Source organism: Wolbachia endosymbiont of Cruorifilaria tuberocauda (assembly GCF_013365475.1).
Classification (GTDB): domain Bacteria; phylum Pseudomonadota; class Alphaproteobacteria; order Rickettsiales; family Anaplasmataceae; genus Wolbachia.
In genome coordinates, this window is the sequence record NZ_CP046579.1 from 707,016 (window position 1) to 724,130 (window position 17,115).

The 17,115-nt window shown below is 31.9% G+C and carries 12 protein-coding genes; 5 read left to right on the plus strand and 7 right to left on the minus strand.

Going from position 1 to position 17,115, the window contains the following annotated elements; all coding sequences use genetic code 11:
* Window positions 1-316: 316 nt before the first annotated feature.
* Both GOY13_RS02825 and ccmC read right to left on the minus strand, forming a co-directional pair.
* Window positions 317-2,158, minus strand: coding sequence for a WD0745 family porin (locus GOY13_RS02825; RefSeq protein WP_175814298.1), 1,842 nt, complete (start codon window positions 2,156-2,158; stop codon window positions 317-319).
* A 1,522-nt stretch (window positions 2,159-3,680) separates the two neighbouring features.
* Window positions 3,681-4,406, minus strand: a complete 726-nt coding sequence (gene ccmC / locus GOY13_RS02830) for a heme ABC transporter permease CcmC (protein ID WP_175814299.1) — start codon at window positions 4,404-4,406, stop codon at window positions 3,681-3,683.
* Between the two features lie 157 nt (window positions 4,407-4,563).
* Here ccmC and GOY13_RS02835 point away from each other — a divergent pair, with 157 nt between their 5' ends.
* From GOY13_RS02835 to GOY13_RS02850, 4 genes are all read left to right on the plus strand, one after another.
* Entirely contained in the window at window positions 4,564-5,385 is an 822-nt protein-coding gene (locus tag GOY13_RS02835) for a pyruvate, water dikinase regulatory protein (protein ID WP_175814300.1), read from the plus strand.
* A 69-nt stretch (window positions 5,386-5,454) separates the two neighbouring features.
* On the plus strand, window positions 5,455-5,583 hold the full coding sequence (gene rpmJ / locus GOY13_RS02840) for a 50S ribosomal protein L36 (protein ID WP_175814301.1): 129 nt from the start codon (window positions 5,455-5,457) through the stop codon (window positions 5,581-5,583).
* A 373-nt stretch (window positions 5,584-5,956) separates the two neighbouring features.
* The gene (locus tag GOY13_RS02845; protein ID WP_369800356.1) at window positions 5,957-6,607 is read left to right on the plus strand and encodes a protocatechuate 3,4-dioxygenase; all 651 of its coding nucleotides are present in this window, start codon (window positions 5,957-5,959) and stop codon (window positions 6,605-6,607) included.
* A gap of 59 nt (window positions 6,608-6,666) precedes the next feature.
* Window positions 6,667-8,130 (plus strand): leucyl aminopeptidase, encoded by a 1,464-nt coding sequence (locus GOY13_RS02850; protein ID WP_175814303.1) that lies wholly within the window; start codon window positions 6,667-6,669, stop codon window positions 8,128-8,130.
* A 141-nt stretch (window positions 8,131-8,271) separates the two neighbouring features.
* Here GOY13_RS02850 and rho read toward each other — a convergent pair whose 3' ends face one another.
* A complete protein-coding gene (gene rho / locus GOY13_RS02855) occupies window positions 8,272-9,687 on the minus strand; it encodes a transcription termination factor Rho (RefSeq protein ID WP_175814304.1) in 1,416 nt (471 codons plus the stop codon).
* Window positions 9,688-9,891: 204 nt separating this feature from the next.
* A complete protein-coding gene (locus tag GOY13_RS02860; protein ID WP_175814440.1) occupies window positions 9,892-10,500 on the minus strand; it encodes a cell cycle transcriptional regulator TrcR in 609 nt (202 codons plus the stop codon).
* A 311-nt stretch (window positions 10,501-10,811) separates the two neighbouring features.
* Here GOY13_RS02860 and GOY13_RS02865 point away from each other — a divergent pair, with 311 nt between their 5' ends.
* On the plus strand, window positions 10,812-12,620 hold the full coding sequence (locus tag GOY13_RS02865; protein WP_175814305.1) for a peptidylprolyl isomerase: 1,809 nt from the start codon (window positions 10,812-10,814) through the stop codon (window positions 12,618-12,620).
* 944 nt (window positions 12,621-13,564) lie between these two features.
* Here GOY13_RS02865 and ubiA read toward each other — a convergent pair.
* Genes ubiA through infB form a run of 3 tightly spaced genes read right to left on the minus strand, consistent with a single transcriptional unit; the run spans window position 13,565 to window position 17,106 of the window.
* The gene (gene ubiA, locus GOY13_RS02870) at window positions 13,565-14,425 is read right to left on the minus strand and encodes a 4-hydroxybenzoate octaprenyltransferase (protein WP_175814306.1); all 861 of its coding nucleotides are present in this window, start codon (window positions 14,423-14,425) and stop codon (window positions 13,565-13,567) included.
* Window positions 14,426-14,428: 3 nt separating this feature from the next.
* Window positions 14,429-14,776 carry a ribosome-binding factor A gene (locus GOY13_RS02875; protein WP_175814307.1) on the minus strand — a complete coding sequence of 116 codons (348 nt, stop codon included), beginning with the start codon at window positions 14,774-14,776 and terminating at the stop codon, window positions 14,429-14,431.
* Window positions 14,777-14,784: 8 nt separating this feature from the next.
* Window positions 14,785-17,106 carry a translation initiation factor IF-2 gene (gene infB, locus GOY13_RS02880; RefSeq protein WP_175814308.1) on the minus strand — a complete coding sequence of 774 codons (2,322 nt, stop codon included), beginning with the start codon at window positions 17,104-17,106 and terminating at the stop codon, window positions 14,785-14,787.
* Window positions 17,107-17,115: the final 9 nt, after the last annotated feature.

Here is a 17,115-nt window from a genome sequence, read left to right on the forward strand (position 1 = left end):
TTGGTACACCTTAAATGTTGACAATTAAAGCACTAAAGACTTTTACCTATCTATTACATACATAACAACATAACATAGAAAATTTAGTAGAATATAAAGCTAACTACTTTGATATTTTAGAAATCAGTTACTTGCTTACAAACCAATTGTTCCAAGCAATTTAATAAAACTTACCATCGCAGATACTAATAACATTACTAGTTTCTAGTTATTACTAAATATACTGAAGATTTTTCATAAAAAAACAACTTACTCAGTACTAATCGGTATTAAAAATACACACCACTCTTCAAATGTGATGTGCATTTTTAGTTCATTAAAAAGAAAATCTTACACCAGTAAGGAAGAGCACCCCTTGGTTGGATACAGTGTGTTTCTCCTCATATCCTTTATCATTAGTTCTAAAATAATGAAAAACCGCATAAGGAATAAATTTACTTTTACTACAAACAGGAGAAAGTTCATATTGAACACCAAGTGCAATATCATGAAGCTTATTTTCATTACCTGCTTTACTGCCAAAGTATGTCAAGCTTGTATAGATATTCTGGTATTGATAACCAGCACCTGCAGTCCAATACATAGTACTTTTATCATTTTTTCTAAATTGAGCTTTCAATTCCTCCATCTTTTCTTCATTATCATTAATATCACCATTAACTACAATTTTTTGGTAGCTACCGTTAATCAACTTTCTAATACTTTTTGGTTGATTAGATTTTCCTAAGTATGCAAAGGATGTAGCAAGTTTTACACTTTCACCCTCATTAATCTTATAGTCAGCACCCATACCAAGGTTAATACCAATTAGATCATTATATTCTATGTATTCATTATAGAATGGCTGATTTTCATCCAGTTGCTTCGGTAAACCATACTCACCAACCATAGAAGTCTTAATTTTTACATTATGTTTATTCAAGTTATACTCATACGATACACCAGCACTCACTATATGCTCATAATCTGGACCTACATGTTTTTTGTCATCAACAATAAATAAATTGCTACTATAACGAGGTGAGTAGCCAATACCAAATTTTGCACCCATATAATTTGGCGAATAGTAAGCAACTCTAAATGGGAGTGTAGTCATAATATCTTTACGGTATTTTTCTGACATGTAGAAAGAGAATGTTTCACTTTCACTTGAAAAACTTTCAGTATAAAGGCGGGGTGTTACATAAAATGGGAAATTCTTATTAATCCCTTCTAAGTTCACTTTTCTAAACCAATTACTATCTGCAGCTCCATCAACTGTTGCAACCCTTGTTGCATCAAGCCTCATCAAAGCCTCAGGACCAAATTGGTAACCAACCTTTAAATTACCATATTTTGAATTCAAAAATAAGTGTGCACTCCTTCCTCTTATCACATTCACACCATGTGAGGCTCCTTTACCCTCAGTAACTGGAACTTGAAGTTGTACATCAGCACCATAAAGAATCCCTAAATGCTCATTCTTATTTTCTGCTTTTAAGTGCAACATTGCATCTGTAATCATGCCTGTGTCATTGCTATAATCACTAATATTTTCTGCTTTCTCAAATATCGGATATAACCACCTTGCCGTCTGGTCATTAGAATCAGCATAGCAACTTGCTATATTGTTGTAACACTTGTAATCTTCACCGCTTGGCCCCATTTTACCATAACCTTGAGCATCAACAACGCCACTAAAGATTATCTTCAAATTACTTTTTTCTTGGTTGTTATTGATAACATCAACTGCCCCAAATGAGATATCAGAGTTTGCTTTACTTTTTTCTCCTGCATACTGATTAATAATCTTTGTATCATCTGTATTATCTTTTACGATTTCGGCTTCAGTCTTAGTCTTATTAGTTTTAAGAATTTCTAAATCAGTATTTTTAACACTTAAAGCTTTTGTTTTTTTCTCATTTTCTAGCTTTAATTCTTCTTTCTTTTTAAGCTCTTCAGCTTTTTTTCTTGGATCAACGTTACATACTCTATTCATTTTCTCCTTTAGTTTCTTATTTGACGTTTTCATAACTTCAGTTTTTTCAGAAGTTGTTATAGCCTCTCGCTCTTTCACCTCCTTTATGTTTTCATTAGAAAAGTCAGCAGTAAAACTGCTGAGAGAACATAAAGTTAACAAAGAAGCTAGAGCAGTTATAGTGTAGGTAGATTTTTTCATGAAGTGCCCCCAAAATTTCAAAATCATTATCCTAAATAAATATTAAATAGCATAAAAGCGTTGAAAACTCAACTTAAAGCAACCTTATAGCTTAAACAAAAGTAAAATGCAACATTTTAAGAACAACTTTTTAGTATACTCTTACTATATATGTTAAAAATATAATGCAAGGATTGACATTTTTGCTTATCATGTGTCGTAATTCACTGCTTAGCTAGTGATAGAAATCTCCCAGAGTAGAACATTAAGTTTGTAGTTAGCTGATAAGGTTACTGAGACAAATTCAAACACCTTAAAATGCAGTTTTTATTTTTTTTACTGTTCAATATGTAGCCATAAGCATAGGCCATATAAGAACATGATATGTGAGATAAATAAAAAATAGAGAACATAATAATGAACTTAAGATCATTCAAGATCTATAGTAATAATAACTTATACTATCTAATAGAGGATGCAAACTAAAGTCAAATTATTGGAGATATTAATGTATTACATTGCTACTTTAACTACAATAGCAAAAGTGTGATGGCTTTGTTTTTATAAAAGAGAAGGATATAACATGTTCATCGCAATGCTCTAAAGCCTTATACTATCAGTAGTTAGTGTAAATATATTTTTACTACCAGGTATCTGATCAGAAATGAAAAACAATTCATCGTAATTTGAACTCACTTATAGTTTCATATCTAATGACCCAAAAACCTTATGGTGAAGCATAATAATCATCAAGGATTTTAAAATTAACCTGATAATCTCACAACACAGTTTAAAAAAAATATTATAAAATATTTACTCTGTGTCTAATAAAATGAAAGATGATAAAAACTTTCATATTGCAGCTTTGTCAATTTGATGATCTAACTTTAACTGTCTTCAAATTTATGTATAATGATAATTCTTATAGTTCTTTAAAAAGAAACTACTAAGAAATTATACAGATAAGACCTAAGCGAGCGACATGGTTTGCCTGATCGTGCTGCATTTTAAAGATAGGATTGTTTATAAATGGGATTAACTCAAGTATATCGATACCAAGTGAACGCTCTATTCATTAATAGGTGAATAATATACAGTTATCAAGATATGGTAAAAGTAGCCTTATTAAACAATAGCTTACCATGCTTACTGACTCTTGAGAGCTCTAGCAAAATTACTGTTCAGTTTAGATAAAACTCAACATTATGCATGCTGCTAATTTAGCTGATATATCTTCAGCTAACAACATCCTTTGAGGAAATGAACTTAAAAGCCCTTCTCAAACTAGATAAGCAGAAGCTAAACAATGAGAAATAGTACTATGATAAAATTGAAAAATTAACACTTAAAAATGCAACCTTAAATTCCTTTATAAAATCCTTGAACTTTCTTGCGTAATAATTTAATACAAACAGTATTAAAATCAAAAGCGAGCTCATATTAATTATCACAAAAGTCTTTTTCTACATTAACTTTTCAGCCTTAGCGGGTATTTTACAAGTAAATAGAAATACTTAGTCTTTCTAGCATACTTCTCATACAATTATAACGTTATCTTACACTGCATATTAATTTCTCTTTTTATTTCACATGTATTAATCAAGTAAAGTGAATGTAATGTCCACATTACTAAAAAAAATGTCACATAGAACATAAACATTACAACTAATGGCAGCATCAGAGAACCTTCTATTGCTATCCCATTTTTTCTAAAAATGCTTGCTGGCTGATGGAGAGTAGCCCATAAGTTTACAGAGAATTTCACTATAGGAATATTTACAGCACTAAAAATAGCAAATACTGCTGCTGATCTTTTAGCTCTTTCTTCGTTGTTATTGAAAACGTCCCATAGAGAAAGATACCCAACATATAGAAAAAACAAAATTAACATTGAAGTAAGTCTTGCATCCCATACCCACCAAGTACCCCAAGTTCCTTTTCCCCAAATGCTACCTGTGATTAAACATATTGCAGAAAAGACTGCCCCTGCAGGAGCAGCAGCATGTGCTAAAATACTAGCAATGTTATTATTCCATACTAAAAAGATAAAGCTGAGTAGCGCAACCATCCCATATATTCCAAGGGAAAGCCACGCAGAAGGGACATGAAGATACATAATTCGCACAATTTCTCCTTGTTTATAATCATCTGGAGAGAAGATTAAAGCTAAAAACGCTCCAACTACAAAACATATGAAACATATACTTTCAAGCCAGGGCAAAGCTCTCCTAGAGAAATAAGAGAAACTTGTAAGATTCAATAAAAACATTTGATCAATGAGAAGATACTTATAATTTATCAATTAATTTAAGCTCTATCAACATGATATTTTCTCTATAAATTTAGAGAACCTAATAAATTGACACAGTTTTAGTAGCAAATTGCTTAAATCTGCACTATTATTTTAGTGCAATGCTATACAGAATATGACTCTTAAAAAGAAGCTAAATCTATACTTAGTATCAGATTCAAGTGGTGAAACCGTTATATCAGTTGCAAAGTCAGCTCTAAAACACTTTCGTTCTATAGAAACAACTGAGTATGTTTGGTCCTTCATAAAAGAAGAAGGACAAATTGATAAAATTTTAGATAGCGTCAGCAAGAAGAATAATGAATGTCATTTTGTTATATGCACTATTACTGATGACAAACTAAGAAAATACTTAAAAGATAATTGCATAAAATTAGCAATTCCCTATAGGGCAATATTATCTCATATTATTAGAGAGATTTCTTCCTATCTTGAGATTGAAAAAGATGTAAAACTTGACCTACATACTGAGATAAATAATGAATATTTCCAGCGCATTGAAATAATAAATTACACTATTAATCATGATGATGGGCAAAATATTCAAGATATCGATAATGCTGATATAATTTTAATCGGAGTCTCACGCACATCAAAATCTCCCACTAGCATGTATTTAGCTTATCGAGGCTATAGAGTTGCAAATATTCCTCTTATAAGTGAAGTGCCCTTTCATGTTGATTTAACCAAATTAAAGAATAAGCTAACAATAGGGCTTACGATAGGTGTAAACAGGCTAGTAGAAATACGGAAAAATAGGCTTTCTTCAATCAAGAATGAGGGTAATGATATATATGCAGACCCAAAAAAAGTAGAAAATGAAATCAAAAAAGCAGAGGAGCTCTTTAGAGAAAACAGTTGGCCAATTATTGATGTTACACAAAAGTCAATTGAAGAAGTATCAGCAACAATTATACAGTATTTTTATAGAATGTGAGGAATTTATCAATTGACTAATTCCTAGTAAATATACAAAATATAAAATATTTTAGTTTTCTTTATAGACATGAAAGTTAGAGGTTCATTAAAATCTCATCGCAGCAGGGATAAAAATTGCAAAGTTGTAAAAAGGGGTAGTAAGGTTTACATTATAAATAAAGTAAAGCCGAGATGTAAAGCCCGCCAGGGTTCTTAAGTACACTACTTCAAAGCAAAGTGGTACTATACATGTTAGTCTGTAAAGTTATATCTGATATGGGGTTATCTTGTATAAAACAAAAGGGCTATGGTGTGGTAGGCATGTTTAGCCTTTTGTTTATCTTTTCACGTATTATACACTTTATAGCTTCTTATTTTTATATATAAGAGCTACTAGTTATTTTGAGAAGAAAGGAAAGGTTCAAGTAATAAAGTGCTTTACTTATATAAAAAAGCTCAGGTTTAATAAATAAGAAAAAATGCTTTAGATTATATTTCCTCTTAACAAGTTAAGATCTACATTTAACACTGATGGTAAAAAAAATAACTTTTGAAAAGCTACCATGATTCAAGCAAAGACATTATACACCATAAAAGTGAAAGGTGCTTTATTAGTGCTCTTAATGCATAGTATACTTGGATTGTTATCATTTGCAGCTGATCCTGTTTTACTTAACTGCATTGAAACACCAGAAGTTCATGATCTTGATCAACAACCAAAAAATTTTAACTTTTCAAATAATTTAAGGAGAAAACCAGGTTCTGCAGTTAGTGCAAAAGGAGAATTAATAAATATAGTTGGTAGGATTACTGATATAAACTGTCTTCCAATACAAAATGCTGTAGTTTCTATATGGCATGCAAATTCACATGGTATTAATCACTACGATAGAAACGTAGGAGAAGATAAAATTGATCCAAATTTTGCTTGGTCAGGAAGATTCATAGTAAATAACCTTGGCTACTATAGTTTCATCACAATAACACCTGGTAAAACTGGTGATAGAGCTCCACATATCAACTTTCTGGTTCAGCATCCAGACTTTCCAAAATTCATGACACAAATGTTTTTTATTGACTACAATTGTGATAATTCCGTTGATTCTGTTCTTAGCAATTTTATTGATAGCAGTCTTGCAGACCTCTTAATAGCACCGTTTGCTTATAACAAACGAGCTACTAAAACCTATATATTTAATATTACTCTAGGTGGACATAATAAATTTACTTGTAAAAAATAAAACTTGTATTCTTCAGTTATATTTGTGAATATTGTCCTGGTTGAGGATGGGCTGCAAAAATGAAGATAATGATTTCTAGAATTCCACCTGATTTTAAAACAATAGTTACAGGTTTGTTTGAAGGTAATGAAACTGTAGGTAGTTGTGGTGTTTTGCAAGAGAAGTGGATTGTAGATAGCATAAAACAATTTAGTAACTTCAATGGAAGCTTCGGTGATTTTTTTTCTATTACTTCGTCACAGATGAAAAATATTATAGTTGTCGGGCTTGGCAAGAGGGATAAATGGAATAAACACAAGGAATTAAATATTGGTGGCAAGATATATTGTGAATTAAGCAAATTAAAGATCAAGCAAGCAGCAATTTTAATTGAAGGAAATGCAGCAAACATTGCGTACGGTGTACTTTTGCGTAGTTTTAACTTTGATAAGTATAGAACTAAAAATGATGAAAAAACTACAGAAGTAGAAGAGATTGCAGTAATAGTAAAAGATGAACAACTAAGCAGTGCTAAAAAATCATTTGAACGTTTGAGACAAGAAGGTGATGGTGTATTTCTTGCACGGTCACTTATCACTGAGCCGCCTAATATTCTATATCCAGAATCTTATGCTAATCGTATAAAAGCAGAGCTTGCTAAACTTGATCTTGATATTGAGGTACTCGATAAAAAGCATATGGAAGAAAAAAAAATGAAAGCATTGCTTGGAGTAGCACAAGGAAGTAGCAAAGATCCAAAACTAGTAGTAATAAAATGGAACGGTGCAGATTTAGAACAAAAACCTATAGCTTTTGTTGGCAAGGGCATAACGTTTGATACTGGAGGAATATCACTCAAACCTTCACGTGGTATGGAATCAATGAAACAAGATATGGCAGGTTCTGCTGCTGTAGTTGGAGCAATGTGCGCTTTAGCTGGACGAAAAGCAAAGGTAAATGCAATTGGCGTACTTGCACTTGCGGAAAATGCAGTCGGTAGTAATGCTCAAAGACCAAGTGATATAATCACTTCAATGTCTGGTCAGACAATAGAAGTATTGAATACTGATGCGGAAGGGAGGCTTATACTTGCAGATGCACTATGGTATACGCAGGATAGGTTTTCACCAAAATTTATGATTGATCTTGCAACTTTAACAGGTGCTATAGTAGTTGCACTTGGAAATAACGAGTATGCTGGTCTTTTTTCTAATAACGACGAACTAGCAAATTATCTCATTAATGCAGGAAATGAAGTAAACGAGAAATTGTGGCGTTTCCCTATGAATGAAGCTTATAACAGAATCATTGATTCTTCAGTCGCTGATATGCAAAATATAGCTCCTATAGGTTCTGGTGGAGACAGCATAATAGCTGCACAGTTTCTACAGCGTTTTGTAAATGACACCTGTTGGGCACATCTAGATATTGCAGGAACTGCTTGGCATGAAAAAGGTACTGATATTTCCTCAAGAGGAGCAGTAGGTTTTGGTGTAAGATTACTCAATAAATTAGTTGAAAAATACTATGAAGTAAGCAATTAACTCTTAAGTATGAAATTCATCTTATCTTATAATATTACTTCTTATTGCTACCGTTTAGAAAGTTATGAAATAAGGCAGGTAAGGTAACTCAAAAAAGTTATTATAAAAAAGCTATCAGCAAACCTTTTATAATTTCTACAGTTAATTATTCATGGAATTAAAAAAGTCAGCATTACTTTTTGTTAAAAGTAGTTTGTCACGTAAAAACTCCATTGCTTCAACAGACCCCATCGGATTAAGTATCCTACGTAGTACCCATATCTTATTCAAGATAGATTTGTCAATTAATAGCTCTTCTTTCCTAGTCCCAGATTTTGTAATATCAATTGCTGGAAATATTCGCTTATCAGCAAGCTTTCTATCTAGCATAATTTCAGCATTACCTGTACCTTTAAACTCCTCAAAAATAACCTCATCCATTTTTGAACCAGTTTCTATAAGAGCGGTAGCAATGATCGTTAAAGAACCTCCATTCTCAATATTGCGAGCTGCACCAAAAAAGCGCTTTGGTCTTTGCAGCGCGTTTGAGTCTACACCACCAGTCAGAACCTTACCAGACGAAGGGATAATTGCATTATAAGCGCGTGCGAGGCGAGTTATAGAATCGAGCAAAATCACAACGTCTTTTTTATGCTCAACCATCCTCTTAGCTTTTTCTATTACTATCTCAGCAAGTTGTACATGTCGATAAGCAGGCTCATCAAATGTAGAGCTTACTACTTCACCCTTCACAGAGCGCATCATATCTGTTACTTCCTCAGGCCTTTCATCTATAAGTAGTACTACCAATTCTATTTCAGGATGATTTGTGGCTATGGAATGAGCCATTTGCTGAAGTAATATCGTTTTCCCTGTACGAGGTGGAGCAACTATTAACGCTCTCTGTCCCTTTCCGAGAGGAGCAACTATATCCACGGCACGCATATTCACATCTTTCCTATTGTCTCCACTAGTGTTATTTTCCAGAGTTAAACTCTCTTCAGGGTAAAGAGGGAGTAAATTATCAAAATGGATATATTTTCTTAACTCATTTATTTCAGTAAAATTTATACTTTGAACCTTAGTTAAAGTGAAATACCTTTCTTTATCACCAGGTGGCCTTATCTCTCCACATACTATATCTCCAGTACGTAAATTAAACTTTTTTATTTGTCCATTTGAAATATAAACATCATCAGTACTAGTAGCGTAATTTGCACTTGCTGAACGCAAGAAGCCAAAACCATCAGGTAATATTTCTACTACTCCACTACCTGTAGTAATCCCACCTTCTTCACTCATTTTTTTCATTAAACTAAATATCATCTCTTGTTTCAACATTCTCCCATTACTTTTACCATTAGTTGAAATTTTCCTTTCTTCAGCTAGATTTAGTAGCTCTTCCGCCGTCCTTTTTCTCAGTTCACTTAGATCCAGCGTTTTTCTATTTTCTCTCACACCTTCACTTATTGAATGTTTTATCATATCATTACTGGAAATTTGTTCACTTTTTTTCACTGATTCTGACTCAGTTGCAACTTTTTCTTTTGCTAAAATACCTTCATTGATTGTCACCATAGTCCTCCAAAAATCTTGATTGGTGCTTATAACTTATAAATACGATATAAGATAATAAATCAGGCTTAATGAGCCTTAAGGAAGTATCAGGCTCAATTGACATTGAGCTATATACTTTAGCTAGAAGGATACCAATAAAGATTAATAAGTCAAATTAATTTGATACTCACAAGATATAAAAATAAATGAGCGCCCTTAAAGATCTTAATAATTTTCTCTTATATTTCTTAACCTTTCTCTTCTTTCCTCTTTCACCTTTGCTTTCTCTATTTCCGCCTCTAAATCTTCTTGACTGCATAAACCAAGCAGCACAGGATCTTGGGGCTTTATGTTTTGCATATTATAATGAGATCCATTTTTTACCTGCTCTACCGTGTGACTTGTTGTACTTATCAGCTTAGCTATAACATGATTATCTAAAATAGGAAATTTTCTTACTAAATAATAAATCGCATCAGGTTTATCTTTGCGCCTAACTACAGAAGTAAAGCCAAAAATATTACTAATCAATTTATTTCTCCTTTTTAAGTTTCTTGCAATCAAATTTGGAATACGATTAAGGTTTTCTTTACAGTCATTAATTTCTTTTTCAGTTATTATACCAGAAATAATAGGATCAAATCTTTCAGTATCTATTTCTTCATCAGCTATATCTTGCACTTCTCCAAGAGTTATCTCACAACATTGAGCTATTTGATCAAAAGTTAAAGCAGTATTATCCACTAACCAAGCAGCAATCTGTATAAGAAGCTGTCTACTTTTGTCATTATCTCCTTTAGAAACTTCTGATGACATTAGGAAAATATCTACTATTAAAATGCTCTTTGTTGTCACGTAGAGCTAAAATATAAGCTATTAAAATTAAAAAAGCATTAATTTCATCAGTTAACAACTTACTTATTTCACTTTCAATTTGATTAGGTGATTAAACTTATTTTAAGAACCGAAAAGAATGCTAACTCTTTAGTGAGATCAATTGATTTAAATGCACTCTTACCAGAGAAAGAACTAAATCTTGAATTTAATGTACTATAGTATTATGTGAAGTAACTAATAAGTTAGTAATTTTACAAGAAACGTACCTCTGTTATAATTAATTGTTAATTAATTCCTAAGTTTATATTATGAGTGCGAAGAATCTCTTTACTAAATCAACTGTTGTCATTCTAGCATGTTTATTAATCTTCATAGAAGTTGTCAGCTTTCTATCAGAGAATAGCGAGAGAGAGGAAGTCGCAATAATTGGGAAAGAAGTTATAACTTTAGACGAATACAAGTTGCTATACCAAAACTATGAAAAGCAAACTCCAGAACACATTAGCAAAGAACAAATGAAAAAACTAAAACATGACTTGCTTAATGCACTTATAGAACAAAAACTATTGTTCAATCTAACTAGTGATTTAGGGCTAGTAGTTGGAGAAGAGTCTGTGAAAGACTATATTGAAAGCATTAAGCATTTCAAGAATGATAAAGGAGAACTTGATAAGGAGAAATTTTATGAGATGCTAAATGAGCTTCATATTATAGAGAAGGACTATGTAGCAAAGCTAAAAAAGAATCTACCTGCGATGATGTTTATGACATGCTTATTTAAGAACAACTATCCAATGACCTTCGGTAAGAAAGTTGATGAGCAGATATATAAAAATCGCCATCAAACTAGGATAGTCGATATTGTAAAAATAACTAAAGATGTAGTTACTGATATTCCTAAACCAGAGGACAAAGCATTATTTGACTTATACAAGAGAAATAAGTCACATTTTTATTATCCTGAATACCGAGTCGCACAATATATTTCCTTAGGTCAAAAATATTTTGAGGACCAATCGTACATCTCAGATGAAGAGGTTAATAATATAATAGAACAACAGAAACTTAAAGATCAGAGAGATATATTTAATTTAGTATTTCATACTGAGAAAGATGCTAAAGAAGCAAAAAAGGCACTTGAGAAAGGTAAAACAAGCTTCGAACAGGTAGCAGAAAAGTTTGGTAAGGCAAAACCTGAAGAAATTAGAGTAAACAATATAACCAAGGATTCTCTGCCAGAGAATATGAGAGAAAAGGTGTTTGCTCTTAAAGCAGGTGAAGTAAGCGAAATTTTTACTAGCAACATTGGTTGGCATATAATCAAGGTGGAGAATGCATATCAAATCTCTAATAAAAATTTAGCTGATCTAAAGAAAAACATAAAGTCAATTTTAGTTAACCAAAAGTCTTTCAAGAAAGCCAACGATTTTATAAATCAAGTAAATTATAAGATATATAATGGTGCAACAATTGAAGAAATTTCCAATGAATATAATTTACCTATGAAAATCATTGGTCCAGTAGATGCTAGTGGAAAAGATCAAAATTTTAATAGCATGGAAAGTAATAACGATTTAATTTCATTTATCTTTTCACAAGAAAAAGGTCAAAAAAGTTACTTTAAGGACATGGGAGGCACTATTATCAGTGTAAAGGTCATCGATATTACTCCACCTAAAATGCAAAATTTTGAAGAAAGTAAAGCATCAGTGATAGATCTTTGGTACAATGAGTTTATAAAAGATCAAATGCTTAAGGTCTCACAGAGAATTACATTTCAATTAAAAGAGAAAGCAGATTTTGAGAAGGTTCAAGGTGTAGAACTGATTAAAGATAAGCAAATACAACGCAACGAAGCTGAGAGACAAAGTAGTTACCCTCTTTCTTTTACAGAAGAAGTCTTTAATATGAAAACAACTAATTCAGTGACGAACCCCATTCAATGGGATAACAATATTATAATAGGAATTTTAAAAGAAATTCATTCATCAAGTGGTGAATTAAATGCATTTGATATCGGGGAACATGTAATGATATCACTAAAAGCACAATTAATTAGCTATCTAAAATCAAAATACAAGGTAAAAATTAACCATGCTACACTTGACTATGTATAGCTAAAAGACTTATTTTATCATAGCATAATATCATCTCAGTTATGTATTGAAACACTGGAATGAATAGAAACTATAATGATCATTGTAAAATATGATCCCTTATTTGTTAAAAAATTCTCAGTTAAAAGTAGTATGAAACATTTAGATCTTAATTAAGTAAAGCTTCATTATCTTGGAATGCAGCATGTATTTATGCACACATCATAAATTTATGAGTAACTTCCATGACTAATTACTATTAAACAATCGGAACAGAATTTTATATAATTTTATATAAAAAGTTATAACCCTAGTCTGTATAACATGGTTCCATTTAAAGGATGGTATGTTATAATACAGATTATAATTTTACATAATCAAAAAAATATCGTTTCATTCCTACTCTATTTCCAAAAATTGGAAAATTGAAAACAAGGATTTCTTATTCTTAACTTTTCATAAAAATAGAAATAGATTTCATCTTTACTATGAGTTTTACCTAGCCCGGACAAAAGCAGAAACCTCAGCTTGATTTTACTCTATTATCTTCAAATAAATTTGAATTTTAACCTTTTTCTAGTTCAGCATAACTTTGTAAAGGTAAACACAATTTAAAAAGATATCCAGTCACTGGAATTCCATATAATTCAAAAAACATTTAGATTTCATGCCAAATTTCAACTCAGAATCTATAGAGACTAGAAACAAGTTCTGAGCTAGAAATGCTTTAGCTATTAAAACGATGGCATTTGTCGAAATTTTCAAGTTCCTCGTACCTTTACATCTCCTTAGAATACATGCTTCTATAGCTAAGATAACTATAATGCTCCCAAAATTATAAACAGTATTTCTTACTACACTTCCTAGCATCGCTTTTGGAAAGTTTTTTATAGAATAATAGTTAATAAAAACACCTCCTACATAACTTGTAATAAAGTACTTTGAGTGGTTCTTTGTAACTATATTCAATTTACCATTCTATCTAAAAGAATACTAAAGAAAAGCAGTAGTCCTACATAAGAATTATTTTTAAATATGTACATACATTTACTAGGATCATTGAGATCAAGATCTTTGTATTGGTAGTAAAATGCAAACCCTATAGCAAGTAAGGCAATATAAAAAACGTTATTTAAAGATGATAATATACCAGCACATAGCCATATCATAATGGAAATTATGTAAAACGTTCTTAACCAACATTTTGTTGTATTGCCAAAATACAATGCAGTTGATCTTACTCCTAATTTTTCATCATCTACTCTATCCTGATGAGCATATATGGTATCGTAGCCCAGTGTCCAAAAGATACATCCCACATAAAAAAATATAGGTTCTATACTAACCTGATTTTTTACCGCCGTCCAACCCATGAGTGAACCCATATTAAAAGTAAACCCTAAAAACAACTGTGGACACCAAAGGTAACGTTTTAATAAAGGATAAATAATAACCATACACATAGAGACTATTCCAAGTATAAGGGTAGTTTTATTGGTGAGCAATAGAATCACTAGTGCAATAGATAGCAACAGAGAAAGCAAAGTCAAAGCCTGCTTTAAGTTTAGTAAACCACTTGCAAGTGGTCTATGCTTTGTCCTTTCAACGCACGCATCTATCTCTTTATCAAAAATATCATTAACTATGCAACCCGCAGACCTCATTAAAAATGCACCCACAGTGAATAAAAAAGAGATAAAAAAAGTTTGCCATGATAGAGGAGAAGCTGATGCTAAAATAATCCCACTTAAACTAGGGAATAATATGAGCCAAAAACCTGTCAAATTATTCAATCTAATCAACAAAAAGTAACGATTAAAATACATCGATCAAGTGCGATTACCTAGTATTTTATTTATATTAACAAAATTATTAAATGCTAAATCAAGTTTAAAAACTAACTTAGGTACAAATCGTAAATTAACATAAACCAATAAAGATTTGTGTATCAACCATGCAGACCTGTTAATTTCATTAATAACAATATCAGCAGCACAATCTTTTCCACTTAACGAAGATAGCACAACATATATGTCTGCTTTTTTAAAATCCTTACTTAACTTCACCTTAGATACTATCACATTCTTATTATTGAATAACTTTCCTTCCATCAATACTCTAGATATTGCCCTATGTAATACAGATGCTATTCTCAGACTTCTAATTTCCTTCTTCATATTTGCTACTATAATAGCCTTTCTTCCTGTACTAAGTGATAAATTTCCAAAAGATCCCCGATCCTAACATCAATATTAACATCAAGAAACATTCCACATTCAAAACCTGCGCTTACCTCTTTAACATCATCTTTAAATCTACGCAAAGCTTTCAACTTTCCTTTGCATATTAACTTACTATTGCGTATTACCTTAATTAAAGAATCTCTTTCTATAACTCCATTGCTTACATAACATCCAATAATATTACCAGCTTTAGATACACTGAATACCTGCTTCACTGATGCAGATCCAATATGTACTTCCCTTATTATTGGCTTTAATACTTTAGTCAGATACATTCTCATGTCATCAATGAGTTCATATATTATGCCATAAGCATGTATTTTTACACCCTTTTGTTTTGCCAAATCCTTTACTTTTGAATCTGCCTTGACATTAAATGCTAAAATTACTGCATTTGACGCTTCTGCAAGCAACACATCTGAATCTGTTACTCCTCCTACTGCCTTATGTAAGATGTTTAATTTTACTTGACCTTTGCCTAATTTACCAATTGAATTTGATATTGCTTCAATAGAACCAGTGACATCGCATTTTAAAAGTACAGATATTTCTTCTATTTTATTATCATCATAACTAAGTATACTAAAATTATTATTATTTAAATTACCTTCATTTTTTCTGGCTAACTCTAATCTATATTCAATTATTTCACGGGTTTGTCTCTCAGAATTCACAACAACAAACTTATCTCCAGCATTCGGTACACCGTTTAGACCATTAATTTCAACTGGAGTAGAAGGCAGAGCAATCTTCTCTTTCTGACCAAGATGATTAACCATACTACGTACTTTACCATACGTTGTACCTGCTACTAACATATCGCCAACCTTTAGCGTCCCTTCCTCAATTATCAACGTAGCTGATATCCCTTTAATTTTATCAACTTTAGATTCCACCACCCACCCAAGTGCTCGACAATCTTCTATTGCCTCAAGCTTCATTAACTCAGCAATTAATAAGATTGCCTCTTCTAGCTTATCTAAGTTAACTCTCTTTTTTGCTGACACTTGTATCACTATAATATCACCACCAAGCTCTTCAGGGATAAGATCATACTGAGGTAAACTATTAATTATCTTCTTTAGATCTCCAGGCTGTGACTTGTCAATTTTATTGATAGCAATAATAATAGAAGCATTTGCAGCTTTTGCATGATTTATAGCCTCAATTGTTTGTCTCATTATTCCATCATCAGCTGCAATGACTATCACAACTATGTCAGTAATGTTAGCACCACACGCACGCATTGCAGTAAATGCTTCATGTCCTGGTGTATCAATAAAAGTAATTTTTTGCCTATTTTTTGTAACTATCTGATAAGCGCCTATATGTTGAGTTATCCCACCAGACTCCATCTCTGCAATATTAGATTCGCGGAATGCATCAAGCAACGAAGTTTTTCCATGATCAACATGTCCCATAAATGTAACAACTGGTGGCTTAGGTTTCTTAATTAAGCTTTTCTTATTTTCTACAAAAAATAAATCTCTTTCCTTGTCAGCATTACTTACTCGTTTAGCTATATGATTGAATTTTCTCACTATTCTACATGCTATACCTGGATCTATAGAATCATCAGCTTTGTGATCTTTATTTACTTCTTCTCTCAACACTCCTAGTACATCTTTACTGTCCTCTGCCATACGAATAGATAATTCCCTGATGGTAATCTTATCTGGTATGATAACTTCCCTTGATATGTTTTTGCCTTTAATAAACTTTGATTTTTTACTTCTTATCCCAAATTTTTGCTTAAATACTGAACCTTGCTCAGCCTTATCATCCATCGACTGCGCAATTATTAGCTTAGAATATTTAGAATATATATCTTTATTACTCTTTAAAGGCCTCTTGCTGATACCTATGTCATCAATTCCATCTTCCATCATCTTTACTAAGTTAAAACCGCTTGAACTTCTTTCTTTAGTTACTTTAAGTGAAGTACTAGAAAACCCGTTTTCATTATCAATCTTCTTATTACCACCTTCCTTCGTCATTGTTTCCTTTTCTTTTTTTAGAACTTTCTCTTTTAGCAGGGCAGCATTTTGCACTGCATTAATACGGGAAATCTGCTCTTTTTCTGTTAATGAACCTAACTTGCTTTCCTCTTGCTCTTCTGAACCACCGATTTTTCTTCTTCTTTTTTTTACTACCATAGCTCCTGTACTTGCACTCAGTGGATGATCAAAATCAAAACCAAATTTAAGCTTGTTAAAACCTTGAAGTGTTAATTTTTTATCACTGATACTTTCTTCGCTGTTCATACTACTTTG